We start from the raw sequence: 23,307 nt of genomic DNA on the forward strand, positions 1-23,307 counted from the left end.
AAATGACCCATGAATATCTTTGCTGAAATCCGCACGTTGATCCTGAACACACTAGAGGACATGGTCCAGGCCGGGACCTTGCCTGAAGGGTTGAACCTTGACCCGATCACGGCAGAGCCACCACGCGATGCGTCACATGGGGATATGGCAACCAATGCGGCGATGGTCTTGGCAAAACCAGCCAAGATGAAACCACGTGATATTGCCGACGCTCTGGCGGTGAAGCTGGCCGAAGATTCCCGTATCACCTCTGCGGAAGTGGCCGGGCCCGGTTTCTTGAACCTGCGGCTGGCCTCGAAAGTTTGGCAAGCTGTTGCCACGACCGTGCTGACCGAAGGTACGACCTTTGGACGTGGTTCGCTGGGGCAGGGTAAAAAGGTTAACGTCGAATATGTCTCGGCCAATCCGACGGGACCGCTGCATGTGGGTCACACACGCGGCGCGGTATTTGGTGATGCTTTGGCGTCCTTGCTGAAATTTGCCGGTTATGATGTCACGCGTGAATACTACATCAATGATGGCGGCGGGCAGGTCGATACGCTGGCCCGGTCTGTTTATCTGCGTTACCTCGAAGCACATGGTCAGAAAGTCGCCTTTCCCGAAGGAACCTATCCCGGGGATTATCTGATTGCGACAGGTGAGGCGCTCAAGGGCAAGGTGGGTGATGCCTATGTGGGGAAGGATGAATCCTTCTGGTTGCAGGATGTCAGAAGTTTCTCAACGGATGCCATGATGGATATGGTCCGTGAGGATCTCAAGGCGCTGGGCGTCGAGATGGATGTCTTCTTTTCGGAGAAATCACTTTACGGCACCGGCCGGATCGAAGCGGCAATCGAGGACCTGAACGCCAAGGGCCTGATCTATGAAGGCACATTGCCGCCCCCGAAAGGCAAGCCCAGCGACGATTGGGTGCCGCGCATTCAGACCTTGTTCAAATCCACTGAACACGGTGATGACGAAGACCGGCCGGTTAAGAAATCCGACGGCAGTTGGGCATATTTCGCACCTGACATCGCCTATCATTACGATAAGGTCCAACGTGGTTTCGACCAATTGATCGATGTCTTTGGCGCGGATCACGGTGGTTATGTCAAACGTATGAAAGCCGCGGTGTCAGCCTTGTCCGAGGGCAAGGTGCCGCTGGACATCAAGCTGACGCAACTGGTGAAGCTGTTCAAAAACGGTGAGGAATTCAAAATGTCCAAACGGGCAGGGACCTTTATTACCCTGCGCGATCTGATCGACGAGGTTGGTCCGGATGTTACACGGTTTGTTATGTTGACCCGCAAAAACGACGCGATGTTGGATTTTGATTTTGATAAAGTGCTGGAACAATCCCGCGAGAACCCGGTGTTTTATGTGCAATATGCACATGCACGGGTCGCGTCGGTCTTGCGCAAGTCCATCGAGGCCGGGATCGCTGTAGACGATGCAACCCTGGCCGGTTCCGATCTTGGCCTGCTCGATCACGAGAGCGAGCTCACGGTGCTGCGTAAACTCGCAGAATGGCCCCGGCTGGTTGAAACGGCTGCACGCAGCAATGAACCACATCGGGTGGCCTTTTACCTGTATGAACTTGCGGGGGATCTGCATGGCTTGTGGAACAAGGGCAATGAACTCCCTTCTTTGCGCTTCATTCAGGATGATGTGGCCACATCGCAAGCAAAAATTGCCCTTGCTCGGTCCACGGCGATTGTAATTGCTGCCGGTCTTGGTATTCTTGGTGTCAATCCGGCGGACGAGATGCGGTAACGCACAAAAGCGCCGAATACAGGCAACCCCAAGACCAGACCTTTCGGACAATGTATCCGCAGGGCAATGAGGCAAAGATGGCAGATTTCACGTCTTCCCCCATGGCGGGGGAATACTATGACGACCAACATTCGGATTACACCGTAAAAGGGTCTTCCAACAGGCTGGTAACACTCACAAATATCGCAGGTGCCGCGCTATCTTTGGTGCTGATCGTCGGTATTGGTATCTGGGGATATAAATTGCTGGTGCGCGATGTCAGCGGTATCCCCGTTGTGCGTGCTGCCAGCGGCGAAATGCGCATCAAACCTGATGATCCGGGGGGTGAAACGGCCAGTCATCAAGGTTTGTCCGTGAATGCGGTGGCCGCACTCGGCACAGCGGCAGCGCCTGCGGATCGCTTGATCCTGGCACCCAAACCTATCGATCTTTTGGATGAAGATCAGGTCATGCCCGCCGCGATGGTGGCACCGGTGCAACAGGAAGAGAGTGTCCAAGCCCTGTCCGAAGCGCCAATATTGGATGCGGAAGAGGTGATCGCAGCGCTGGAAAGCGGCAATGTCGATGATATTGTGGCGCAAATGACGGCAGGCGTCGCCCCGCTGAGCGATGTCGGTGAGGACAGCGAAACGGTTGTAGCCTCTGTAAACAAAGCCGTGCTGGCCGAGGTGACCGAAGCCGAACGTCAGGTTGCCTCGGTGATAGAAGCCCCGGGTGTGCGTCGCTCCAAACGCCCGAAAAAACGGCCGGCAACGCGCGCGGTGATCACCCCGGCAGCGCTCAGCACTGCAAGCGCGCCGGCGGCAAAAACAGCCGAGGCAAATGCTGCAAGCTTGCCCGCCGGCACGCGGTTGGCCCAGTTGGGGGCCTTTGACAGTCCCGAAGTGGCACGCGAGCAATGGGATCAATTGACTGTGCGGTTTGATGCCTATCTTTCGGACAAAACGCGTATCGTACAGAAAGCGACCAGCGGGGGCCGCGTGTTCTATCGTCTGCGGGCCATGGGGTTCGAGGACATTGCGGACGCGCGTCGGTTTTGTTCGGCCCTTGTTGCTCAAAACGCCGATTGTATTCCGGTTGTGACACGCTGATGAATTATGGGGCAACGATCATCGACGCTGATGGTCTGCGCTTGACCGCCGCGGAAAAAGCCCTGTTCCGTGAGGCCGATCCTTTCGGATTTATCCTTTTTGCGCGCAACATCGATACGCCGGAACAGGTGCGTGCACTATGTGCGGAAATGCGCGAGGCCGTGGGCCGCAATGCTGTAATTACCATCGATCAGGAAGGTGGGCGCGTCCAGCGGATGCGCAGTCCGCATTGGCGCGATTGGTTGCCCCCGCTGGAACTGGTGGCGCTGTCAGGTGAAACCGCACCGCGTGCCCTGTATCTGATGTATCGCATCATTGCTGATGAGTTGCACAAGGTCGGGATCGACAGCAATTGCGCGCCAATGGTCGATGTTGCGGGTGTGGCAACCCATCAATTCCTGCGCAACCGCTGTTACAGTAGCGATCCTGTCCGTGTGGCAGCCCTGGGCCGTGCCGCAGGCGCTGGCCTGTTGGATGGCGGTGTACTGCCGGTTGTGAAACATATCCCCGGCCACGGTCGGGCGACGATGGACAGCCACTTCGACTTGCCATTGGTTTCGGCACCGCTCAGTGACCTGCAGGATTCTGATTTCCTACCATTCCAAGCGCTGAACCATTTCCCAATGGGGATGACCGCGCATCTGGTTTATGAAGCGATCGACGTCATGCCAGCGACGCTGTCGCCCAAAGTGATGAAATTGATCCGCGAGGAAATCGGTTTCGACAACCTGATCATGACCGATGATATTTCGATGCAGGCCTTGTCAGGTGCACCGGCGGAAAATGCCGTCAATGCCATCGCGTCTGGTTGTGATCTTGTGCTTTATTGCAATGCTTCCCTCGAAGACCGTCGCGCCGTCACCCAAGCTGCGGGGCGTATGACCCCTCAGGCGCAGATCCGCGCTGAGCGGGCCCTGTCGATGCGCAAGGCCCCCGATGACGTTGACATTCCAGCCCTTGAGCGCGAGTTTGAAGCGCTTTTGGGCGGGGCAGAGCATGGCTGAAACTCTATTCGAAGAAGACAAGACATCGGTTGCCGAAAGGATAGCCGCCGAAGCGTTGATCGTAGATGTCGACGGCTTTGAAGGGCCGTTGGACCTGTTATTGACCCTCAGTCGCACGCAAAAGGTTGATCTGCGCAAGATTTCGGTCCTGCAACTGGCGCGGCAATACCTTGCCTTTGTGGAAAAGGCCAAGGCATTGCGGCTTGAACTGGCTGCGGATTATCTGGTGATGGCGGCCTGGTTGGCCTTCCTGAAATCGCGACTGCTTTTGCCTCCTGATCCAACCGAGGACGGTCCCTCCGGAGAAGAACTTGCTGCACATCTGGCGTTCCAGCTTGAGCGTTTGCAAGCGATGCGCGATGCAGCCGCACGGTTGATGGCACGGGATCAACTAGGGCGTGATTTTTTTGCGCGGGGGCACACGAACGAGGTCGAGCGGGTTCGCAAGATCACCTATACGGCAACTCTCCTGGAACTCATGCAGGGTTATGCGCGGATCAAGACCAAGGATGATTTTCGCCCCTTTGTCCTTGATCGCGATGCGGTTTTCACGATGGAACAGGCGCTGGACCGGATGCGTGGTCTGATCGGCTATGCCGGCGATTGGGGTGATCTGCTTAGTTATTTGCCCGAAGGCTGGGAAAGCGATCCGGTCAAGCGTCGTTCGGCCACGGCGGCGACATTTGCAGCCTCCCTTGAACTGGTTAAAGAAGGGCATCTGGAAATTCGGCAAAGCGATACCTTCGCGCCAATCCAGTTACGTAAGAGGGAAGAGCCGCGTGACTGAACATACTGAAGAAAAAGAAGAAAGCCTATTCGAGGCTCCGCCGATGGCCGAACAGGAACGCATGATCGAGGCGGTTCTTTTTGCGACATCAGAGCCGATCACGATCAAAGAACTTGAAGCGCGAATGCCGCATGGATGTGATGCTGCCGAAGCTATGGTGCATCTGCGCAAACGCTATGAAGGGCGCGGTGTACAGCTTGCCCGTGTCGGGGACGGTTATGCCATGCGGACGGCGGCAGATCTGGGTTTTTTGATGCAAAAGGAAACCGTCGAAGTCCGCAAGCTGAGTCGTGCAGCCATCGAAACCCTGGCGATCATCGCCTACCATCAGCCGGTGACCCGTGCAGAGATCGAAGAAATACGAGGTGTTTCCGTGTCGCGTGGTACTGTGGATCAATTGCTGGAGATGGAGTGGATCCGCTTTGGCCGACGCAAGATGACTCCGGGACGTCCGGTTACCTTTGTGGTGACGCAGGAATTCCTTGATCACTTTGGTCTGGAAAACGCACGCGACCTGCCGGGGTTGAAAGAGCTGCGGTCGGCGGGGTTACTGGAAAACCGCCCGCCATTTGGGGCCGGGCCGGTGTTGGGCGATGGCGAGGTCGAAGAAGAGACAAGCGAAGGTCAATCCGAACTTTTCGAGGATTGACCGCTCAGGGGCCTGAAAATCGCCTCAATCCGCGCTATATTACACATTGAGGCAATTCGAGGACCAAGAGATGAACCAGATTATCAATATGATCATCCGTCAAGTGATGAACCAATTGGTGCGTCGCGGTATCAACGCGGGCATTGATAAAGCCGGCCAGATGGGTCAGCGCCGCAAAGCGCAGCAATTGCCACCTGATGCTCTGGACGACTATGGCAATCCGTTGAGGCCCGAAGTGACGCGGCAGGACCGTAACCACCAGCAGCGATCCCGGCAGCAGGCCCGTCAGCAGCGGCAACAGATGAAACTGATACGCCGCCTCAAATAAGCTGGGGCGTCGCAACGTTTCTTCAATATCGTCGCAGTAAGACGTTTTTTGTCTCGGTCACAATTGGCCGGATCATTTCATGTTCTTGTATCGCGGGGGATTTGAAAGTCATTTCAGGTGCTTACGAGGCAACCCTAAACCTTGAAATGCTTGGACAGTTTCAATCCTTGCCCTTGATAGTTCGATGCAAGTGCCGCTCCGTACAATTGTGTCGGGGCTTCGCACATGCGTTCATAGACAAGTCGGCCAACAACCTGACCATGTTCCAGGACAAAGGGTGCTTCGTGGCAGCGGACTTCCAAAACGCCGCGAGAACCCGCACCCCCCGCAGAAGCAAAGCCGAAACCAGGATCGAAGAAACCAGCGTAATGCACACGGAACTCTCCCACCATCGCGAGGTAGGGCGCCATTTCTGCGGCAAAGTTCGGCGGGATTGTCACCGCTTCGCGACTGACAAGGATATAGAATGCACCAGGGTCCAGGATGATCTGGCCGTTGGTGGTGTGAACTTCTTCCCAATAGTCCGCAGGTGCATAATGGCCAATTAGATCCAGGTCGATCACACCGGTATGTGGCTTGGCACGGTAACCGACCAGCGTTGTATCCGGTAATTTCAAATCAACGGAAAAGCCCAGGCCGTCGTCAATCACGGCGTCACCGTCGACCAATGGTACTTCGCTGTGCAGCGCTTGCAATGCAGTGTCATCCAGTACCGCATCGCCACGTCCAAAGCGGATCTGGTTCAGACGCATGCCGGGGCGGACAAGTACGGAAAAAGAACGCGGACAAATTTCAGCGTAAAGCGGGCCGGAATAGCCACAGGCAATGCGATCGAATTCCGTACCGCCGTCGGTAATTGCGCGGGTCAACAGATCAAGTCTGCCGGTCGAGCTTTTGGCGTTAGCAACGGCTGACACATCGGCGGGCAGGTCTAGGCGCTCCATCAAGGGCACAACGTAAACACAGCCTTTTTCAAGTACTGCACCGTTGTTCAGGTCGACGCGGTGCATTTCGAATTCGGCAAGGCGGTCCGAGACATTGGCACCATGTCCAGCAAGAAAAGAGGCCCTGACGCGATAGGCCACATCGCCAAGGCGCAGATCAAGGCTGGCGGGTTGGATCTGGGCCGGCTGTACAGCAGGACGCGCTGTAATCTCGCCTTTCTCAATCATCCTGGCGATCAATTGATTGGGGATCACACCCTGCATGTTTCGCCTCTTTGTTCAAATTCAAACGCCCGCGCACCCAAGGTGCAGCGGGCGTGTGAAATATGTCGGTTGGTCGGGCTAGCAGGACTCGAACCTGCGACCTTCCGTCCCCCAGACGGACGCGCTACCAGACTGCGCCATAGCCCGACATGGGGGCGTTCATACCTGATCTTCACAGCCGTGCAAGAGCGAACTAAGCCTGCAGGCATTGGATTACCCGTTTGATCCTGATTTGGTTGCGCCGCTGCGGGTGGTCGCCATGGAATCACGCAATACTTCCAGCTTGGCGAGCAGGGGCGCAATCTGGCGAGCCTGCCGGGTAGAGAGATGCTTGCAACGGCAGGCGGTCGACAGAATCGCGGGATGGGCCACGATGTCGTGTTCGGGCGTAAAATCGGGCATGTCGATCATGCGTGGTTTTGGTGACGGCGGTTCGACGGGTTCGGGGGCTTCTGTCTCTTTTGTTTCTGCCATGTCCACCGGGGGATTGTCCGAGGGCGCGGGTTGATCCGCCATCGGTCGACGCAAGAACGCGGGCAGGGTCGCAGTTTCCGGCAGTGAGGAATCTTCGCCCTTTGGTGTATCCGCCGTTGCGGTTGTTTCGGGATCCTGCCCAGCGGCAGCAAGGTTTTCAGGGGGCAGGGCAGAAGGTTCTGGCGGAGTTGTGGCGGCCTGCGCTTCAACGGGAGCAGGCGTTTCTGTGGCGGGGGTTTGCTTGCCAGGTGTTTCTGTAGCGACAGGGGCTGTTTCAACCTGTACCTCAGGTTCCGGTGCAGAAGCGGGCGCTGCGGTCTCATCGGGTGCTTCTGATTCCGGTTCTGAGGTCTTTGCGTTGGATTGGAGCGGCGGTTCAACGGCTTCGGGCGTAGCGGTTTCAGGCTCGGGCGCTTCAGGTGCCGGCACATCTGATTTGCTGTCGTCAGAGTCGACTGTGGGTTGATCCGTTTCTGAAGCTGCGGGTTCAGCCGCAGGGGCAGAAGTTTCGGGTTCGCCCATTACAGGTATCGGCGCGTCAGAAGTGCTATCGTCTGGGGTGGCGGAAACTGCATCGGTTGTGATCTCTGGTTTCTCCACATCGTCTGCCAAAGCCTCGCGCTGTTCGTCGACAGGATCTTCGCTCTTTACCTGTGAAATAGCCGCTGGCGCAGCGGCTTCTGGTTCCAAAACTGTGTCTTCGACCTTGGCCGGCGATTGTTCGAAATTCAGTACAATGCCCTTGTCTTCCAGGTGTGGTTTCGGTGGTTCCGCAACCGAGGCCTGTGAGGCGTCCTGCACCTGTGAGTGGGTCAATTCATCCAGTGGTGGCGACATGGCAGCGACATGGCCCATGCCTTCTTCGCGCAGGATCTTTTGCACCCCTTTGATGGTCAAACCATCCTCGTGCAGCAATTGCTTGATCCCGCCCAACAGCAACATATCGTTTGGGCGGTAATACCGTCGTCCACCCGCGCGTTTGACAGGTCGCACCTGCGTAAATTTGCTTTCCCAAAAGCGCAGCACATGGGCCTGAATGCCCAACCAGTCTGCAACTTCGGAAATGGTACGGAACGCGTCTGCCGATTTGGCCATCAGATCAGGACTTGTTGCCGTCCGCGACACGGTCTTTCATCAGGTGTGAAGGACGGAAGGTCAGCACGCGCCGGGGATTGATGGGCACTTCTTCTCCGGTCTTGGGGTTGCGGCCGACTCGCGCAGTCTTGTCACGCACGCTGAATGTACCAAAAGAGGAGATTTTGACCTGATCCCCGCTGACCAATGCATCAGACATATGGTCGAGTACGGATTCAACCAATTGTGCGCTTTCGTTGCGTGACAGACCCACTTCGCGGAAGACCGCCTCGCTCAGGTCCATACGCGTCAAGGTTTTATTCGGCATCTTTGTCCCCCGGTATTTTCATTACCTTAGCCGCGGGCAATTTTCAGAGTCAATATCAATGGCTTGCATAGCCGTCTTTGAGCGAAAACAAGTCTGTAAAAAGCGCAACTTACCAGCGCAGGACAACGGCACCCCAGGCCAGGCCGCCGCCGATGGCCTCGGTCACGATCATGTCACCCGCTTTGATCTGACCACGGTCGCGCCCTACAGACAAGGCCAGCGGGATTGACGCCGCAGAGGTGTTGCCATGGTCCTGAACCGTGACCACGACCCTGTCCATCGGCAGATTCAATTTTTTGGCGGTGCCCTGAATGATACGGATATTGGCCTGGTGCGGTACAATCCAATCCACTTCTTCGGCGGTGATGCCTGCGCGCTCCATCGCTGTCGTGGCCGTTGCGGCAAGTTTCGCTACTGCATGGCGAAACACCTGATTGCCCTGCATGCGCAGATAGCCAGTGGTTCCGGTGCTCACGCCGCCATCAACATAAAGCAGGTCGCGGTGACGCCCGTCGGAATTGAGATCGGTAGACAGCACACCACGGTCCGCCGACGCGCCATCCCCTTCTTGTGCTTCAAGCAGAAGTGCCCCAGCACCGTCGCCGAACAACACACAGGTACTGCGATCGGTCCAGTCCATGATGTTGCTGAAAGTTTCGGCTCCGATCACCATTACACGTTTGGCCTGACCCGAGACTATCAATGCGTTCGCATTACTCAGGGCAAAGATGAATCCAGCACAAACAGCTTGAATATCAAAGGCATAACCGCGGTTCATGCCCAATTGGGCCTGTACCATTGTGGCCGCGGAAGGAAAGGTCAGGTCCGCCGTGGAGGTTGCCAGGATGATCGCATCTACGTCGTCGGCTGCGAGACCGGCATCATCCAGAGCGGCCTGGGCTGCGGCTGTGGCCATGGTCGAAGTCGTTTCGCCCTCGGCAGCAAAGTGACGCCGTTCAATGCCGGAACGGGTCCGGATCCATTCGTCATTGGTGTCGAGCGTTGCCTCGAATTCGGCATTTTCTACCACGCGGGAAGGCAGGAAGTGTCCACATCCAATCACTACAGCGCGGGTCGTCATTCCGGGGTCTCCTCCGCGGGAAGTGTGGCTGCGATTCGCGCAGCCAGTTTGTCGTTGAACTGGTTCTGAGCCAGTTGTGCCGCCAATTTGATGGCTGCCGATACACCCGTCGCATCTGCTGATCCGTGGGATTTCACAACTGTACCATTCAATCCCAGGAAGACACCACCGTTGACGCGCCGGGGGTCGATTTTGGCCTTCAGACGGACAAGTGATGTATAAGCCAGCAGCGAGGCGAGGCGCGAAAGGATCGAATAGCCAAAGGCTTCGCGCAGGCGGTTGCCAATCAGGCTGGCGGTGCCTTCGCCGGTCTTGATCGCGATATTGCCTGTAAAGCCGTCGGTAACAATGACATCTGCCACATCACCGGAAATATCCCCTCCCTCGACGAATCCGACAAAATCAAACCCGACATTCACCTCCTGACCGCGAATCAGGTCATAGGCTTCCTTGAGTTCTGAACGCCCCTTGTGTTCTTCGGTGCCGACATTCAACAAGCCAACGCGGGGCCGCTGCAGGTCCATGCCGTTGCGGGCATAGGAGGCCCCCATCAGCGCAAAGCGCAGCAGGTCTTCTGCATCGGCGCGGATGTCCGCGCCAACATCCAACATCACGTTAAAACCTTGCTTGTTCGAGGACGGGTAGAGCACGGCAATTGCCGGACGGTTCACACCGGGCAATCTGCGCAGGCGGATCATCGAGATGGCCATCAAGGCACCTGTATTGCCACAGGAAACGGCGACCGCTGCCTCGCCGGAGCGAACGGATTCGATGGCCGCCCACATCGAGGTTTCCTTGCCGGTGCGCACAACCTGACTGGGCTTGTCTTCCATCGACACCACGTCGCTGGCATGTCGTATATGACACCGGTTCTTCAACCCGGCATATTTGGCAACCAATGGTGCAAGCTGGCTCTCATCGCCGTGCAAAATATAGGCAATATCGGGATTGATCTCTGCAGACAAAGAACACCCGGCAACAACGGCTGCCGGGCCTTCATCCCCCCCCATGGCATCCACGGAAATAAGGGTGCGTCCGTTCGACCGGATATGGTCCGAACGGGCATCAGGCTTCGCGTCGGTATGATCGGTCGGTACCGTCATGGATGCGAATGCCCTTTTATGATCTGCAAAAACCGATTGCCTAAGGTTAGGCCGCGTCTTCATCCAGTTCGATTTCTTCCGTCAGTGCGACAATTTCCTTGTCGTCGTAGTGACCGCAAGATGCGCAGATGTGATGAGGGCGCTTCAGTTCACCGCAGTTGGAACATTCGTTCGGGTTTGCGGCGGTAAGAGAATCGTGCGCACGACGGTTGTTGCGACGCGATTTGGAAACTTTATTCTGCTGGACAGCCATGACTGGTGCCTTTGTTTTTCGGGGGGCTCCTGCACACTTGCAAAACCCCGTGTTTCATTTGACCCCGGTTGGGTGTGTCGCCGCTTTAGGCAAAGCAGGCCGCGATGTCCAACCTTAATTCGGGTGAGGGCGGCAAAATACCGCGAAAAACCGCGGGCGCAAGTGATAATGCCGCCAGTCGCGACCCTGCGCGAAAAATGCCCTTTCGATCACAGGTTTCAATTGCCACCCTTCTCCAGTTTGTTTTTCAGATCAGCCAGTCCGGCGAAGGGGCGGGCGTCCTCGTCTGTCATCGGGGATTCACCGGGCTTGGTATAGACCATCTGTCCGAGGGTTGCATCATTCTTGCGCGGATAGTCGGGTGCCGCCAGCGCCAGGGATTCGCGCATGACCTGTCCGGGATCGATCCAGTTGCCCAGTGGTTCGGTACTATCGTCCTCGGGCATTTCTGCCTCAGGCTCCTCTGGGTCGGTATAGCCGCTGAGGTATTGTCGCCTGACGGCGACATCAATCCGGGTTGTGACAGGTTCGAGCGTGACGACGCAGGGCTGTACAATGGTGGCGCCCAACTGACCTTCGAGCGCCCAATCGCTGTTTCCGATTGGCGTGATTTGACCATCAAAGCTGAGTTTGCGCAGGGTGAGAAAGCCAAGTTCACTGCAAATCGTCTTTAACTCTTCCGCATCCGGACGCAGGGCAAAGGCGTTGTCGGTGCTCTGGGACAGGTCGGAGACGCGGATCGCCGTGTCGCTGGAATTTGGATGCGCCATATCTGGTCTACTTTCGTTTCTTGAACACAAGGTGCTGCATGGTGTATGCGGGATAAAAGCCAGACGTTCCAAGGGCAAGAGGGCAGACATCATGCGCACCATTCGCCAATCGGGCCTTCGGGCCATTCGGGCCACCGCCTTGGCGTTGGTCTTTGGTGTCGCAGGTTGTGCGCCACAGTTCAACAACTACGGTTATGTGCCGCCTGCCGAAGACCTTGAACTGATCGCAGTCGGCAGCGACACGCGGGAGACGGTCGCGGACAAGATTGGCGTACCTGCTTCTTCCGGTGTTCTGAATTCCTCAGGGTATTATTACGTGCGGATGCGCACCAAGACAATCGGACCCCTGGCCCCTCAGGAAATCGACCGTCAGGTTGTCGCAATCAGCTTTAGCGAAGCCGGTGTTGTTCAGAATGTGGAACGCTTTGGCCTTGAGCGGGGCCGCGTTGTACCCTTGTCGCGGCGCGTGACTTCGTCGCCGGTCAGTGACAACAACTTTCTGCGCCAACTTCTGGGTAACATCGGACGCTTCAATCCCACAGCCTTTGGAGGCTAGGACTGCATGAGCTGCCTGCCTGTGATGCGCGCCTTCGCGTTGCAATCAGGAACCGGCACGTGATTGCCCCACTTTACAAAGGGCGTTTCTGTGCAAGGGCGGCAGCAGGCGCAGCGGATCTGGCTGCCGCGCAGAGCCTGCGGGCAAGAAGTTTTCTTTTGGGATCGCCGCGTGACCGGGATCCGTTTGACGACATCAGCACACATATCCTGATCGAAGACCTTACCGACGGCACGCTGGTATGCTGTTATCGTCTGCTGGAGCTGGATGGTGCCAGTCTGTGCAGAAGTTATGCCGCGCAATATTATGATCTGGAGGCATTGGCGCGCTTTCAGGGGCGGATGCTTGAACTGGGCCGTTTCTGTATCGCGCCGGAACGCAAGGATCCAGACATCCTGCGCATCGCCTGGGCAGTGATGACCGATCTTGTGGACCGCCAGCGGATCACCTTTCTGTTTGGATGCTCCTCTTTTGCCGGCATCAATCCGGAGGTCTATCTGGATGCTTTTGCCTTGTTGCATGACCGGCATCTGGCCCCGGAGCGGTGGTTACCATGCGTCAAGGCACCGGATGTCTTTCGGTTTGCTACCCGGATGGGGAGGGTGTCGGACCTTCGCAAGGCTTTGCTTGAGATGCCGCCGCTCTTGCGTAGTTATCTGTTGATGGGCGGCCGGGTGAGCGATCATGCGGTTGTGGATCACCAGATGAACACGTTGCATGTGTTTACCGGCGTTGAAACCGGGGCGATCCCCGAGAGCCGAAAGCGCTTGTTGCGGGCTTTGGTTTAGAGTTTATTTGGCAAGATGAAGCCAGGGCGCGTTGACCTTCGCGAAGGTGGCGTTTAGCTGCGGGTCATGGCACGTGCACCTCTTTTACAACTCAATGATATTTCACTTACCTTTGGCGGTGATCCGGTATTCAAAGATCTGTCCCTGGTGGTTCAGCCGGGGGACCGTGTGGCCCTGGTCGGGCGCAACGGATCGGGGAAATCCACCTTGATGAAGGTCATGGCCGGACTGGTCGAAGCCGACAGGGGCGGCGTGATTGCGGGACCGGGCGTTTCGGTAGGCTATATGGAACAGGACCCGGATCTGTGTGGCTATGAGACCCTGGGTGATTTCGCGTCGGCCAAGCTTGAGATGTCGGAGATGTACAAGGTTGAACGGGCTGGCGAAGGGTTGAAATTTCATCCTGACAGGCCCGTGGCAACGGCAAGTGGCGGCGAGCGGCGTCGCGCAGCATTGGCACGGCTGATGGCGGAAGAGCCGGAATTGATGTTGTTGGACGAACCGACCAACCATTTGGATATCGAAGCGATCCGCTGGCTGGAAGAAGAACTGAAAGCGACCCGCACCGCCTTTGTGATTATCAGCCATGATCGCGCGTTTTTGCGTGAGCTTACCCGCGCAACCCTTTGGATCGACAGGGGTAACGTGAAACGACAGGAAAAAGGGTTTGGCGCTTTCGAAGCCTGGCGGGATCAGGTTTGGGAAGAGGAGGACACCCAGCGTCACAAGCTTAACCGCAAGATCAGATCCGAGGCCCGTTGGGCTGTCGAGGGTATTTCTGCGCGGCGCAAACGCAATCAGGGCCGGGTACGGGCCTTGCAGGAGCTGCGTGCTCAACGATCGTCCCAGATCAACCGACAGGGTGCTGCCGCCATGGTACTTGAAGCCGGGCCGAAATCAGGGCGCAAGGTGATCGAGGCGGTCAATATAACCAAACGGTTTGGTGACAAGACCATTGTGCGGGATTTTTCGCTGAAGGTGCAACGCGGCGATAGAATTGCGCTGGTCGGTCCGAACGGGGTTGGCAAAACGACGCTGCTGAACATGCTGATTGGCAAGGACTCTCCTGATGAGGGTGCGGTGACGCTGGGCACCAATTTGGCGCTGGCCTTGTTTGATCAGGCGCGTGCGCAACTGGATGGCGACATGACCCTGTGGGATTCATTGACCGGGGATCCCGAAATGCGGGTGTCAGGCAAGGCCGATCAGGTATTGGTGCGCGGCAACCCCAAGCATGTTGTCGGCTATCTCAAGGAATTCCTGTTCGACGAAGCGCAGGCGCGGGCACCTGTGCGGTCCTTGTCGGGTGGTGAAAAGGCGCGTTTGTTGTTGGCCAAGATCATGGCGCGTGAAAGCAATCTGCTGGTGCTGGATGAACCGACAAACGATCTGGATGTAGAAACGCTGGACCTGTTGCAGGAATTGCTGGGTCAATATGATGGCACGGTGATTCTGGTCAGCCACGACCGTGATTTTCTGGACCGTGTGGCCGCGACGACCATTGCGATGGAAGGTGACGGGCGGGCGACGGTCTATGCCGGGGGATGGTCAGATTACCTGATGCAACGCGGGCAGGACGATTTTGCCAGCAGTGTAACCGAGACCAAAAAGCCTGCGGTGGCCAAGGATGGACCCAGGAAGGCCGGCAAAAAGGGCCTGAGTTTCACCGAAAAGCACCGGCTTGAGGCTTTACCAGCCGACATTGAGCGGCTTGAAGCCGAAATTGCCAAGGTCGAAGGTCTTCTGGCCGATCCGGAACTGTTCATCCGTGAACCGGTCAAGTTCAAGAAAGCGACGCAAGCCCTTATTGAACGTCAGGAAAAGCTGGCATCCCTTGAGGAAGAATGGCTGATGTTGGAGGAGCGCGCAGCCGAGTAATGCGGCGCGAAACGGTTGGCCTTCGCCTGCGGTCCCCTCAGGCCTTGTCACGGGGTCAGCCGATCTGCACCAGGGCGTGACGCTTTTTGCCGGCACTCAGTTTCATCGGGGTAACAAGGGCGGTGGCATCTACCATCATGCCCGCATCGGTCAGCGGTGAGTCATTGATCTTGGCCCCGTTTTCGGAAATCAGACGTTTGGCTTCCTTGCCCGATCCGGCAAGACCGGATTTGACCAGCAGTTGCACAATGGAAATTCCGTCACCAACATCTGCCGGGCTGAGCGTCAGGGTGGGTAGATCGTCGCCGACACCGCCTTTTTCAAAGACTTCACGCGCTGTGGATTCCGCAGCTGCCGCAGCATCTGCACCATGCAGCAACTTGGTGACCTCATTGGCAAGGATGATCTTGGCTGCATTGATCTCGGAGCCTTCCAGCGCACCCAGACGCTCGCATTCGGCCACCGGAATTTCCGTGAACAACTTCAGGAACTTACCCGTATCAGCATCGGTTGTATTGCGCCAGAACTGCCAGAATTCATAGGGTGACAACATATCCCCGTTCAGCCAGATGGCACCGCCTTGCGATTTGCCCATCTTGCGCCCATCCGAGGTGGTGAGCAGCGGTGTAGTCAGCCCGTAAATCTCATTGTCGAGCACCCGGCGCGTGAGGTCGATACCATTGACGATATTGCCCCATTGGTCGGACCCGCCCATCTGCAACAGGCAGCCGTAGCGCCGATTGAGTTCCAGAAAATCATAGGCCTGAAGGATCATGTAGTTGAATTCGAGGAAGGACAGCGATTGTTCACGATCCAGACGCGACTTCACGCTTTCAAAGCTGAGCATGCGGTTGACACTGAAATGCCGCCCGATGTCGCGTAGGAAATCAAGGTAGTTCAACCCGTCCAGCCATTCGGCATTGTTCAACATCAAGGCGTCGGTCGCACCTTCTCCATATTGCAGATATTTTGCAAACACCTGCTGCATACCTGTGATGTTCGCCGCGATCTGTTCGGGGCCAAGCAAGGGGCGTTCATCGCTGCGGAAAGACGGATCCCCCACCTTGGTGGTGCCACCGCCCATAAGGGTGATCGGCTTGTGACCGCATTTCTGCAACCAGCGCAGCACCATGATGTTCATCAAATGCCCCACATGCAGGGATTGGGCCGTGGCGTCATAGCCGATATAGGCGGGCACAACACCCGCGGCAAAGGCCTCGTCCAGACCTTGATAGTCGGTACAATCGGCGAGGAAACCACGCGACATCATCACGGTGATGAATTCCGATTTGGGATGATAGGTCATGGTGTCTTGCCTCACGCTTGCTTTGCGGGGCATCTATAGGCGCATGGGCCGACAAGGGAAAGGCCCGAGGTTTGAGGCAGGTCATATGAACAGGGCGATCAGCAAGGAGGGGCCGGTGCGGGCCTTGGGGGCGATGTCGGGGACATCTCTGGACGGGGTCGATGCAGCGGTGCTGGTCACGGACGGCCATGATATTCTGGCGTTTGGGCCTACAGCCTATCGCAGTTACACACCCCAGGAACGTGCGGTTATTGCCGCGGGGTTTGGGCTGTGGCATGGGGCCGCGGTCGAGGCAGCCGCAGAAGTGGTGGAACAGGCGCATGTCGCCTTGTTGGACCCAATGGAACGCGTTGATCTTATTGGGTTTCATGGGCAGACCTTGGCGCATGCGCCACGCCTGCAGGGCACTTTGCAGGTGGGTGATGGCGCGGCCCTTGCGCGGCGTTTGGGCTGTCCTGTGGTCTGGGATTTTCGCAGTGCGGATGTCGAGCTGGGCGGTGAAGGCGCGCCATTGGCACCGTTTTTCCATCATGCCTGTGCACGTTTTGCAGGTTTGCAGGCACCTGTGGCCTTTTTGAACCTTGGCGGCGTGGGCAATCTCACCTGGGTTGATCCACTGGTTACGCGGCCCCAGGATGCAGGCGCATTGCTGGCTTTCGACACAGGTCCTGCCAATGCGCCAATGAACGATCTGATGCAGAACCGTTTGGGAAAGCCATTTGATGACGGGGGAAAACTGGCCGCGCGGGGGGCGGTTGAACAGGGGGCGCTGGAGCTGTTTCTGGCAGAGCCCTATTTCGCGCGTATGCCGCCCAAGTCGTTGGACCGCAACGATTTTGCAGAAATGGTGGCGTTGGTAGGGGAACTGTCTGATGCTGATGCTGCTGCGACGCTGACCGCCATGTGCGCGGCGGGGGTGGCCGAAGCCATGCAGCATTGTCCCGCCCTGCCGTCGAAGGTTCTGGTGACAGGCGGCGGGCGCAACAATCCTGTTCTGATGCAAATGCTGCGCGTCAGCCTTGATTGCCCGGTAGAGCCGGTTGAAACCATCGGGCTGGACGGTGATATGCTCGAGGCGCAGGCCTTTGCCTATCTTGCAGTGCGGGTGGCACGGGGATTGCCGACCTCTTGCGAGACAACAACGGGTGTGCGGGCGGCCGTTGGTGGCGGCGTGGTAAGCCTGCCGTGATTTCGGTTGCTGGAGTGGGAAGCAGCGCCATGGGGCAAATCCTGACGCGTTCTTTGTCGGTGATGTGGCTATTTGAGTTTATTGGCAAAGTGATTGGGGGGCAGGGGATTTACGACTCAGGCGGTGTCTTGGATCAAGGGGTCGACCGGGTTGCTATCGCGGAATTTCCATTCCGGGCGGGGCCAGCGTGAAGCCGTCAAATTCAAAACCGGGGGAGACCGTGCAGCTGACAAGCGTGAAATCCCCCGTCGTACGGGCAGATTGCCAGTGGTTTTCGGGCACAATGCACTGAGGCTCGCCCTGGCTCAGATCGGGTGTCAGCAGGTGGTCCTGGCAGGGGCCGGAATCGGTTTCGGCCAAAGACAGAACCAGGGGCGCACCGGCATGATAGAGCCAGATTTCAGTGGCATCCACGCGGTGCCAATGGCTGCGTTCGTTGTTCTTTAGCAGGAAATAGATGCAGGTGCCTGTCGCGCGACCGCTGTTTTGAGCCTGCCAGGTCTGGCGGTAATAGCCACCTTCGGGATGGGGAGCGAGGCCAAGGCGGCTGATGATCTGTTCGGCGGTCATTTGTGTCATAATCGGCGCTCGTAGAACAGAAGTTCGGGCACGACCTCTGGGGGAAGCGGTTGATAGGGTGTGCGTTGTGAGAAGCCAAGCCTCTGATACAGGCCCTGTGCCGCATGCAGGCCTTTGGAGGTGTCCAGAACGATGCGTTCAAAGCCGTCCGCCCTGGCCTGTGCGATCAAGGTTTCACAGATCAGGGCCGCGACACCCTGTCCACGCGCCTGGTCAGTGACAAAGACCCGTTTGATTTCGGATGTCCGCGGATCGAGCGCATGAGTCATCCCGCAACCAACCGCAGTGCCATCGGCGGTCCGCGCCAGCAAAATCATCCCCCGTGGACGTTCATGGATCTGTGCCAGATTGTCCATCAGGGCCTGATATTTTGGCACCGGGTAGAAGGTTTCGGTTATGTCCCTGTCGATGCTGGAATGCGTCATCAGGAAATCGCGAAAGGCCCAACACAGGCTGCGCACCGCGTCCAGATCGGCGGCGGAGGTTGCTTCGGTCACGGTGGTCGGTGGCATTGAAAAACCGGGTGCAGCGTGGCTGCACGCGCTCCTTTGTTTATTTCAGGATACTGCGACCGGCAAATTCGGCCGTTTCGCCCAGGAGTTCTTCGATACGGATCAGCTGATTGTATTTTGCCAACCTGTCAGACCGCGCCAATGAACCGGTTTTGATCTGGCCGCAATTCGTTGCCACGGCGAGATCCGCGATGGTCGCATCCTCGGTTTCACCAGAGCGATGGGACATGACGTTGGTAAATCCTGCACGATGGGCCATTTCAACGGCTTTCAAGGTTTCGGTCAGGCTGCCGATCTGGTTAACCTTGACCAGCATGGCATTGGCCGAACCGCGTTTGATGCCTTCGGCCAGCCGTCTTGGATTGGTGACAAACAGATCATCCCCCACCAGTTGAACCTTTTCCCCCAGCGCAGATGTCAAGGCCTTCCAGCCATCCCAGTCGTCTTCGGACATGCCGTCTTCGATGGAAATAATGGGGTAATCATTTACCAAAGCGGTCAGATAATCTACATTCTCTTCGCTGCTCAGTGATTTGTTTTCACCTGACAATTCGTACTTTCCATCTTTGTAGTATTCTGTCGCTGCACAATCGAGTGCGAGATAGATGTCCTCGCCCGGCTTGTAGCCAGCCTTTTCAATGGATTTCAGAATAAAATCAAGCGCATCGCGGGTGGAGTTGATATTGGGGGCGAACCCGCCTTCATCGCCGATTCCTGTAGACAATCCGGCGGCCGACAATTCGCCTTTCAGCGTGTGAAAGACCTCGGCCCCCATACGCACGGCCTCACGGATGTTTGCGGCAGCGACCGGCATGATCATGAATTCCTGAATGTCGATCGGGTTGTCCGCATGCTCTCCACCGTTGATGATGTTCATCATCGGCACTGGCAGGAGGCGCGCGGAAGTGCCACCGACATAGCGAAACAACGGCTGGGTGCAGTAATCTGCGGCTGCCTTGGCCGCGGCGAGAGACACCCCGAGGATGGCGTTGGCGCCCAGACGGGACTTGTTGTCGGTCCCGTCCAGCTCGATCATGATCTCATCGATTTCGACCTGCTCTGTGGCGTCAATGCCTACCAGAGCTTCGGCGATTTCACCGTTAACTGCGGCGCAGGCATCGAGCACGCCCTTGCCCAGATACCGAGTTTTGTCACCATCGCGTTTTTCGACCGCTTCATAGGCTCCGGTGGAGGCACCAGAGGGGACAGCCGCCCGTCCCATGGTTCCATCTTCGAGGGTCACATCAACCTCGACGGTCGGATTGCCCCGGCTGTCGAGGATTTCGCGTGCGTGAATATCGATGATGGTGCTCATGGGCTCAATCCTTTGGCTGCGTTTGACGCTTCTTAGCGCGACGAAGTCAGGTGTGAAAGGTCTTAGACGGCCAAGCGTCTTTCGCGCCATACGGTATAAATGCCCGAGGCTACGATGATCACGGCCCCCGCCAAGGTCAGTGCATCGGGAGATTCGCCAAAAAAACCGACCCCGATGACCAATGCAAAAATCAGGCGGGAATAGCGGAACGGCGTGACAAAGCTGACCTCGCCCAACCGCATGGCAGCAACAATACCGTAATAGGCGAAAAGCCCCACGATCAGAGCGGCGAAAAAGTACATCCATTGGCCGCCATTCAATATGACATAGGGTGTGCCCGTGGCGAGCATCAGGCCCAGGCCAGCGGGAATGATGACGACAAACCCTAGAAAGCTGAGTTGCATCGTGCTGATATTTGCAGGTGTGCGACGGGTCGCGAGGTCGCGCATGCCCAACATGAACACGGCGATGACGGCAAGCAGCGACAATGCTTCAAAGCTGTCAAACCCAGGACGGATGATCAAGAGAACACCACAGAGGCCGACAATGATCGCGCTCCAGCGGCGCCATCCTACCGATTCACCGAGGAAAAGCGCAGCTCCCAGCGTTACTACCAGTGGCGTTGCCTGCAGAATCGCCGAGGCGCTGGAGAGTGGTGTCAGCGAGATCGCCGAGACAAAGGCGACGGTGCCAGCCATCTCGCCCAAGGCCCGCAAACCGATGGGGGCAGTTAGCATGTCACGGGAGAACAATGCCTTGCCCTGTATCACTACAACCACGCCAAAAACGATTGATCCGCCAACCCCGAGCATTGCCAGAATTTGTCCGACGCTGACCGTGCCTGACAGAAACTTGATAAAACTGTCCTCAAGCGCGAAACCCAACATGGCAAGTACCATCAGCACCGCGCCGCGTGTATTGTCCATGAGTTGAGATCCTTGTCCGTTTCACAGTTCAAATGACCTGTTTGACGGGCAGGGGCAAGGGGCGGCGACGTGACAGCCCGGCTGCTTTAGCCTTTCGGTTTTTTGATTGGCACGCCATAAAGTTCCAGGCGGTGACCGCGCAGTTCGTAACCCAACTTTTGCGCAATCTTTTCCTGGAGGGCCTCGATCTCTGCATCGACAAATTCGATGACAGCACCAGAGTTCAGATCGATCAAATGGTCATGATGATCGCGCTCTGCATCTTCATAACGGGCGCGGCCGTCACCGAATTCCAGTTTGTCGAGGATACCGGCCTCTTCAAACAATTTCACCGTCCGGTAAACCGTTGCAATGGATATGCCCGCATCACGGTTGGACGCGCGGGTGTAGAGTTCTTCAACATCGGGATGGTCATCGCTGTCTTCGATCACCTGCGCAATGATACGCCGCTGGCCGGTCATGCGCAGACCCATAGTCTCGCATCTGTTGATGATGGATTTAGGCATTCCTGGCCTCCGCGCGGTGATTGCGCACCATGTAGCGTTCTTTTTCCCGCAGGGCTACCGACGTTTTTCCTGTAGTGGTTGACTTATCCTCTCATCTGCCTCATTTGCCAAAGCAAGCGATGCCTTCTGCCGCGTGAGCAGTGCCCGACCCGAATTTTGAGGTCCGGCTAAAAAGGCCCGCCGATGTTCCCAAAATCACGCGTGGGGCCAAGCGCAACAGACAGGTGTCTGGCAGTTGGCCATACACTTGCGATCTGCTTTGCGTGACCCTACTGGCGCAATCTGTGCCTATGAATGATGGCGTGTGGGATACCTTGCGCGCAGAAAGAATGATATGAGCGATTTTGACATGATGGACCTGCCGCCGAAGCTGGTGGCACGATTGCATGAGATGGGTTTGAAAGACCCGACACCGATCCAGAAACAAGCCATTCCACACGCTCTGAACGGGCGCGACGTGATGGGGCTGGCCCAAACCGGGACTGGAAAAACGGCGGCCTTTGGTGTGCCGCTGATCGCGCAGATGATGCGCGAGCCCAAACGCCCCTCGCCAAAATCCGTGCGTGCGCTGGTGCTGGCACCGACACGCGAACTGGCGCAACAAATCATGCAGAATCTCAAGGGGTTTTGCGACGGCACACCGATCAAGGCCCAGATGGTCGTGGGCGGCCAGTCGATCAATCCACAGATCAACCGGCTTGACCGCGGCGTCGACATTCTGGTGGCGACACCGGGTCGGTTGCTTGATCTGATGGACCGGCGCGCCGTGAAGCTGAACGAGGCAACCTTTCTGGTGCTGGACGAGGCGGATCAGATGCTCGACATGGGCTTTATCCACGATCTGCGTAAAATTTCAGCCGTGATGCCCAAAGAACGTCAGACGATGTTGTTCTCAGCGACAATGCCCAAATTGATGAACGAGATCGCAAGCACCTATTTGCGCAGTCCGATCCGTATTGAAGTTTCGCCTCCGGGCAAGGCGGCGGATAAAGTCACCCAAGAGGTTCATTTCATCGCCAAGGCCGAGAAAACATCGTTGTTGCAAGAATTGCTGGCGAAACACAAAGAGGAGCGTGCCCTGGTCTTTGGACGGACAAAACACGGGTGCGAAAAATTGATGAAGACCCTGGTAAAAGCCGGTTTTAATGCGGCTTCCATCCACGGGAACAAATCGCAAGGCCAGCGCGATCGCGCTATTGCCGGATTCAAGTCCGGACAAGTCACGGTATTGGTGGCAACGGATGTTGCGGCGCGCGGATTGGATATTCCAGATGTAAAGCACGTATATAACTATGAACTGCCTAATGTTCCTGACAATTATGTCCACCGGATCGGCCGTACTGCACGAGCGGGCAAGGATGGAGCGGCGATTGCCTTTTGTGCGCCGGATGAAATGGGCGAACTGATTGCTATTCAGAAAGTGATGAAAATACGCATTCCCGTGGCCTCGGGCCGTCCCTGGGAAGGTGCCGAGATCGAAGAGAAACCGAAGCAGCAGCGCGGTCGTGGCCGCGGCCGGTCTGGTGGCGGCGGTGGTGGTGGTCGCCCGTCGGGTGGCGGCGGACAGGGCGCTGGCAAGCCGGGTGGCGGTCGCAACCGTCGGCGCGGTGGCGGTGGTGGAAAGCCGGGTGGCCAACAGGCCGCTTGATCCGCTGATCGGCTCTCAATGCGTTGAACGAACGGTGGCATTGCTGATGGCGGTGCCGCCGTTTTTGCATTTGCCCGGCGGTTTATGCAAAAATCCATGGATGTTTCGCGCCGTGGCGTGATGGCGCATGATTGATTTTTCCCTGGCCCGGCTGGCCCCGAGGAGTCGCTTGTTACCGTTGCGCCCATGCTCATCTGAGTGA

24 protein-coding genes and 1 tRNA gene are annotated in these 23,307 nt (G+C 57.1%); 11 read left to right on the forward strand and 14 right to left on the reverse strand.

The features are described from left to right. Positions 1-9: 9 nt before the first annotated feature. The 6 genes from argS to OS190_RS08245 all read left to right on the forward strand — a co-directional run bounded on the left by argS (position 10) and on the right by OS190_RS08245 (position 5,611). Positions 10-1,752 carry an arginine--tRNA ligase gene (argS, locus tag OS190_RS08220; RefSeq protein ID WP_267158172.1) on the forward strand — a complete coding sequence of 581 codons (1,743 nt, stop codon included), beginning with the start codon at positions 10-12 and terminating at the stop codon, positions 1,750-1,752. 77 nt (positions 1,753-1,829) lie between these two features. Next, on the forward strand, positions 1,830-2,843 hold the full coding sequence (locus OS190_RS08225; protein ID WP_267158173.1) for an SPOR domain-containing protein: 1,014 nt from the start codon (positions 1,830-1,832) through the stop codon (positions 2,841-2,843). Further along, on the forward strand, positions 2,843-3,847 hold the full coding sequence (gene nagZ, locus OS190_RS08230; protein WP_267158174.1) for a beta-N-acetylhexosaminidase: 1,005 nt from the start codon (positions 2,843-2,845) through the stop codon (positions 3,845-3,847). The genes OS190_RS08225 and nagZ overlap by 1 nt, the downstream gene beginning before the upstream one ends. Continuing rightward, on the forward strand, positions 3,840-4,634 hold the full coding sequence (locus OS190_RS08235) for a segregation and condensation protein A (RefSeq protein WP_267158175.1): 795 nt from the start codon (positions 3,840-3,842) through the stop codon (positions 4,632-4,634). The genes nagZ and OS190_RS08235 overlap by 8 nt, the downstream gene beginning before the upstream one ends. A gap of 43 nt (positions 4,635-4,677) precedes the next feature. Then, the gene (gene scpB, locus OS190_RS08240) at positions 4,678-5,283 is read left to right on the forward strand and encodes an SMC-Scp complex subunit ScpB (RefSeq protein ID WP_416237387.1); all 606 of its coding nucleotides are present in this window, start codon (positions 4,678-4,680) and stop codon (positions 5,281-5,283) included. Between the two features lie 70 nt (positions 5,284-5,353). Then, positions 5,354-5,611 carry a hypothetical protein gene (locus OS190_RS08245; protein ID WP_267158177.1) on the forward strand — a complete coding sequence of 86 codons (258 nt, stop codon included), beginning with the start codon at positions 5,354-5,356 and terminating at the stop codon, positions 5,609-5,611. A 134-nt stretch (positions 5,612-5,745) separates the two neighbouring features. Here the strand turns inward: OS190_RS08245 and OS190_RS08250 are convergent, their stop codons facing one another. The 8 genes from OS190_RS08250 to OS190_RS08285 form a co-directional block, all read right to left on the reverse strand. After that, positions 5,746-6,819: a 2'-deoxycytidine 5'-triphosphate deaminase gene (locus tag OS190_RS08250; RefSeq protein ID WP_267158178.1), complete on the reverse strand. Its 1,074-nt coding sequence runs from the start codon at positions 6,817-6,819 to the stop codon at positions 5,746-5,748. A gap of 70 nt (positions 6,820-6,889) precedes the next feature. Next, positions 6,890-6,966 (reverse strand) — tRNA-Pro (locus OS190_RS08255). A gap of 66 nt (positions 6,967-7,032) precedes the next feature. After that, positions 7,033-8,388 carry a MerR family transcriptional regulator gene (locus OS190_RS08260; RefSeq protein ID WP_267158179.1) on the reverse strand — a complete coding sequence of 452 codons (1,356 nt, stop codon included), beginning with the start codon at positions 8,386-8,388 and terminating at the stop codon, positions 7,033-7,035. A gap of 4 nt (positions 8,389-8,392) precedes the next feature. Beyond that, positions 8,393-8,695, reverse strand: coding sequence for an integration host factor subunit alpha (gene ihfA, locus OS190_RS08265; protein ID WP_267158180.1), 303 nt, complete (start codon positions 8,693-8,695; stop codon positions 8,393-8,395). Between the two features lie 109 nt (positions 8,696-8,804). Beyond that, the gene (locus OS190_RS08270; RefSeq protein WP_267158181.1) at positions 8,805-9,776 is read right to left on the reverse strand and encodes a beta-ketoacyl-ACP synthase III; all 972 of its coding nucleotides are present in this window, start codon (positions 9,774-9,776) and stop codon (positions 8,805-8,807) included. Further along, positions 9,773-10,879, reverse strand: coding sequence for a phosphate acyltransferase PlsX (plsX, locus tag OS190_RS08275; protein ID WP_267158182.1), 1,107 nt, complete (start codon positions 10,877-10,879; stop codon positions 9,773-9,775). The genes OS190_RS08270 and plsX overlap by 4 nt, the downstream gene beginning before the upstream one ends. A gap of 46 nt (positions 10,880-10,925) precedes the next feature. Beyond that, entirely contained in the window at positions 10,926-11,132 is a 207-nt protein-coding gene (gene rpmF / locus OS190_RS08280) for a 50S ribosomal protein L32 (protein ID WP_267158183.1), read from the reverse strand. A 218-nt stretch (positions 11,133-11,350) separates the two neighbouring features. Beyond that, positions 11,351-11,902 (reverse strand): YceD family protein, encoded by a 552-nt coding sequence (locus tag OS190_RS08285; protein WP_267158184.1) that lies wholly within the window; start codon positions 11,900-11,902, stop codon positions 11,351-11,353. A 91-nt stretch (positions 11,903-11,993) separates the two neighbouring features. Between OS190_RS08285 and OS190_RS08290 the strand changes: the two genes are divergently transcribed. The 3 genes from OS190_RS08290 (at position 11,994) to OS190_RS08300 (ending at position 15,124) form a co-directional block, all read left to right on the forward strand. After that, on the forward strand, positions 11,994-12,458 hold the full coding sequence (locus tag OS190_RS08290; protein ID WP_267158185.1) for an outer membrane protein assembly factor BamE: 465 nt from the start codon (positions 11,994-11,996) through the stop codon (positions 12,456-12,458). Positions 12,459-12,520: 62 nt separating this feature from the next. Continuing rightward, positions 12,521-13,246, forward strand: a complete 726-nt coding sequence (locus OS190_RS08295) for a GNAT family N-acetyltransferase (protein ID WP_416237388.1) — start codon at positions 12,521-12,523, stop codon at positions 13,244-13,246. 66 nt (positions 13,247-13,312) lie between these two features. After that, complete coding sequence (locus OS190_RS08300; protein WP_267158187.1) at positions 13,313-15,124, forward strand: ABC-F family ATP-binding cassette domain-containing protein; 1,812 nt, start codon at positions 13,313-13,315, stop codon at positions 15,122-15,124. 55 nt (positions 15,125-15,179) lie between these two features. Here OS190_RS08300 and tyrS read toward each other — a convergent pair whose 3' ends face one another. Beyond that, entirely contained in the window at positions 15,180-16,430 is a 1,251-nt protein-coding gene (gene tyrS, locus OS190_RS08305) for a tyrosine--tRNA ligase (protein WP_267158188.1), read from the reverse strand. Positions 16,431-16,515: 85 nt separating this feature from the next. Here tyrS and OS190_RS08310 point away from each other — a divergent pair, with 85 nt between their 5' ends. After that, positions 16,516-17,619 carry an anhydro-N-acetylmuramic acid kinase gene (locus tag OS190_RS08310; protein WP_267158189.1) on the forward strand — a complete coding sequence of 368 codons (1,104 nt, stop codon included), beginning with the start codon at positions 16,516-16,518 and terminating at the stop codon, positions 17,617-17,619. A gap of 153 nt (positions 17,620-17,772) precedes the next feature. On the opposite strand, the gene OS190_RS08315 is transcribed toward OS190_RS08310, so the two are convergent. The 5 genes from OS190_RS08315 to OS190_RS08335 all read right to left on the reverse strand — a co-directional run bounded on the left by OS190_RS08315 (position 17,773) and on the right by OS190_RS08335 (position 21,457). Then, on the reverse strand, positions 17,773-18,189 hold the full coding sequence (locus OS190_RS08315) for a cupin domain-containing protein (RefSeq protein WP_267158331.1): 417 nt from the start codon (positions 18,187-18,189) through the stop codon (positions 17,773-17,775). 5 nt (positions 18,190-18,194) lie between these two features. Continuing rightward, positions 18,195-18,710: a GNAT family N-acetyltransferase gene (locus OS190_RS08320; RefSeq protein ID WP_267158190.1), complete on the reverse strand. Its 516-nt coding sequence runs from the start codon at positions 18,708-18,710 to the stop codon at positions 18,195-18,197. Positions 18,711-18,750: 40 nt separating this feature from the next. Continuing rightward, positions 18,751-20,025, reverse strand: coding sequence for a phosphopyruvate hydratase (eno, locus tag OS190_RS08325; RefSeq protein WP_267158191.1), 1,275 nt, complete (start codon positions 20,023-20,025; stop codon positions 18,751-18,753). A gap of 62 nt (positions 20,026-20,087) precedes the next feature. Then, complete coding sequence (locus OS190_RS08330; protein ID WP_267158192.1) at positions 20,088-20,951, reverse strand: DMT family transporter; 864 nt, start codon at positions 20,949-20,951, stop codon at positions 20,088-20,090. A gap of 86 nt (positions 20,952-21,037) precedes the next feature. Next, positions 21,038-21,457: a Fur family transcriptional regulator gene (locus OS190_RS08335; RefSeq protein WP_267158193.1), complete on the reverse strand. Its 420-nt coding sequence runs from the start codon at positions 21,455-21,457 to the stop codon at positions 21,038-21,040. A gap of 334 nt (positions 21,458-21,791) precedes the next feature. Here OS190_RS08335 and OS190_RS08340 point away from each other — a divergent pair, with 334 nt between their 5' ends. After that, positions 21,792-23,105, forward strand: coding sequence for a DEAD/DEAH box helicase (locus OS190_RS08340; RefSeq protein WP_267158194.1), 1,314 nt, complete (start codon positions 21,792-21,794; stop codon positions 23,103-23,105). Positions 23,106-23,307: the final 202 nt, after the last annotated feature.

It is taken from the genome of Sulfitobacter sp. F26204 (assembly GCF_026410305.1).
Lineage (GTDB): Bacteria > Pseudomonadota > Alphaproteobacteria > Rhodobacterales > Rhodobacteraceae > Sulfitobacter.

Bases quoted from the DNA above. Each gene is read 5' to 3' on its own strand.
- argS (WP_267158172.1), top strand. From the start codon at position 10: ATGAATATCTTTGCTGAAATCCGCACGTTGATCCTGAACACACTAGAG.
- OS190_RS08225 (WP_267158173.1), top strand. From the start codon at position 1,830: ATGGCAGATTTCACGTCTTCCCCCATGGCGGGGGAATACTATGACGAC.
- nagZ (WP_267158174.1), top strand. From the start codon at position 2,843: ATGAATTATGGGGCAACGATCATCGACGCTGATGGTCTGCGCTTGACC.
- OS190_RS08235 (WP_267158175.1), top strand. From the start codon at position 3,840: ATGGCTGAAACTCTATTCGAAGAAGACAAGACATCGGTTGCCGAAAGG.
- scpB (WP_416237387.1), top strand. From the start codon at position 4,678: ATGGCCGAACAGGAACGCATGATCGAGGCGGTTCTTTTTGCGACATCA.
- OS190_RS08245 (WP_267158177.1), top strand. From the start codon at position 5,354: ATGAACCAGATTATCAATATGATCATCCGTCAAGTGATGAACCAATTG.
- OS190_RS08250 (WP_267158178.1), bottom strand. From the start codon at position 6,819: ATGCAGGGTGTGATCCCCAATCAATTGATCGCCAGGATGATTGAGAAA.
- OS190_RS08260 (WP_267158179.1), bottom strand. From the start codon at position 8,388: ATGGCCAAATCGGCAGACGCGTTCCGTACCATTTCCGAAGTTGCAGAC.
- ihfA (WP_267158180.1), bottom strand. From the start codon at position 8,695: ATGCCGAATAAAACCTTGACGCGTATGGACCTGAGCGAGGCGGTCTTC.
- OS190_RS08270 (WP_267158181.1), bottom strand. From the start codon at position 9,776: ATGACGACCCGCGCTGTAGTGATTGGATGTGGACACTTCCTGCCTTCC.
- plsX (WP_267158182.1), bottom strand. From the start codon at position 10,879: ATGACGGTACCGACCGATCATACCGACGCGAAGCCTGATGCCCGTTCG.
- rpmF (WP_267158183.1), bottom strand. From the start codon at position 11,132: ATGGCTGTCCAGCAGAATAAAGTTTCCAAATCGCGTCGCAACAACCGT.
- OS190_RS08285 (WP_267158184.1), bottom strand. From the start codon at position 11,902: ATGGCGCATCCAAATTCCAGCGACACGGCGATCCGCGTCTCCGACCTG.
- OS190_RS08290 (WP_267158185.1), top strand. From the start codon at position 11,994: ATGCGCACCATTCGCCAATCGGGCCTTCGGGCCATTCGGGCCACCGCC.
- OS190_RS08300 (WP_267158187.1), top strand. From the start codon at position 13,313: ATGGCACGTGCACCTCTTTTACAACTCAATGATATTTCACTTACCTTT.
- tyrS (WP_267158188.1), bottom strand. From the start codon at position 16,430: ATGACCTATCATCCCAAATCGGAATTCATCACCGTGATGATGTCGCGT.
- OS190_RS08310 (WP_267158189.1), top strand. From the start codon at position 16,516: ATGAACAGGGCGATCAGCAAGGAGGGGCCGGTGCGGGCCTTGGGGGCG.
- OS190_RS08315 (WP_267158331.1), bottom strand. From the start codon at position 18,189: ATGACCGCCGAACAGATCATCAGCCGCCTTGGCCTCGCTCCCCATCCC.
- OS190_RS08320 (WP_267158190.1), bottom strand. From the start codon at position 18,710: ATGCCACCGACCACCGTGACCGAAGCAACCTCCGCCGCCGATCTGGAC.
- eno (WP_267158191.1), bottom strand. From the start codon at position 20,025: ATGAGCACCATCATCGATATTCACGCACGCGAAATCCTCGACAGCCGG.
- OS190_RS08330 (WP_267158192.1), bottom strand. From the start codon at position 20,951: ATGGACAATACACGCGGCGCGGTGCTGATGGTACTTGCCATGTTGGGT.
- OS190_RS08335 (WP_267158193.1), bottom strand. From the start codon at position 21,457: ATGCCTAAATCCATCATCAACAGATGCGAGACTATGGGTCTGCGCATG.
- OS190_RS08340 (WP_267158194.1), top strand. From the start codon at position 21,792: ATGAGCGATTTTGACATGATGGACCTGCCGCCGAAGCTGGTGGCACGA.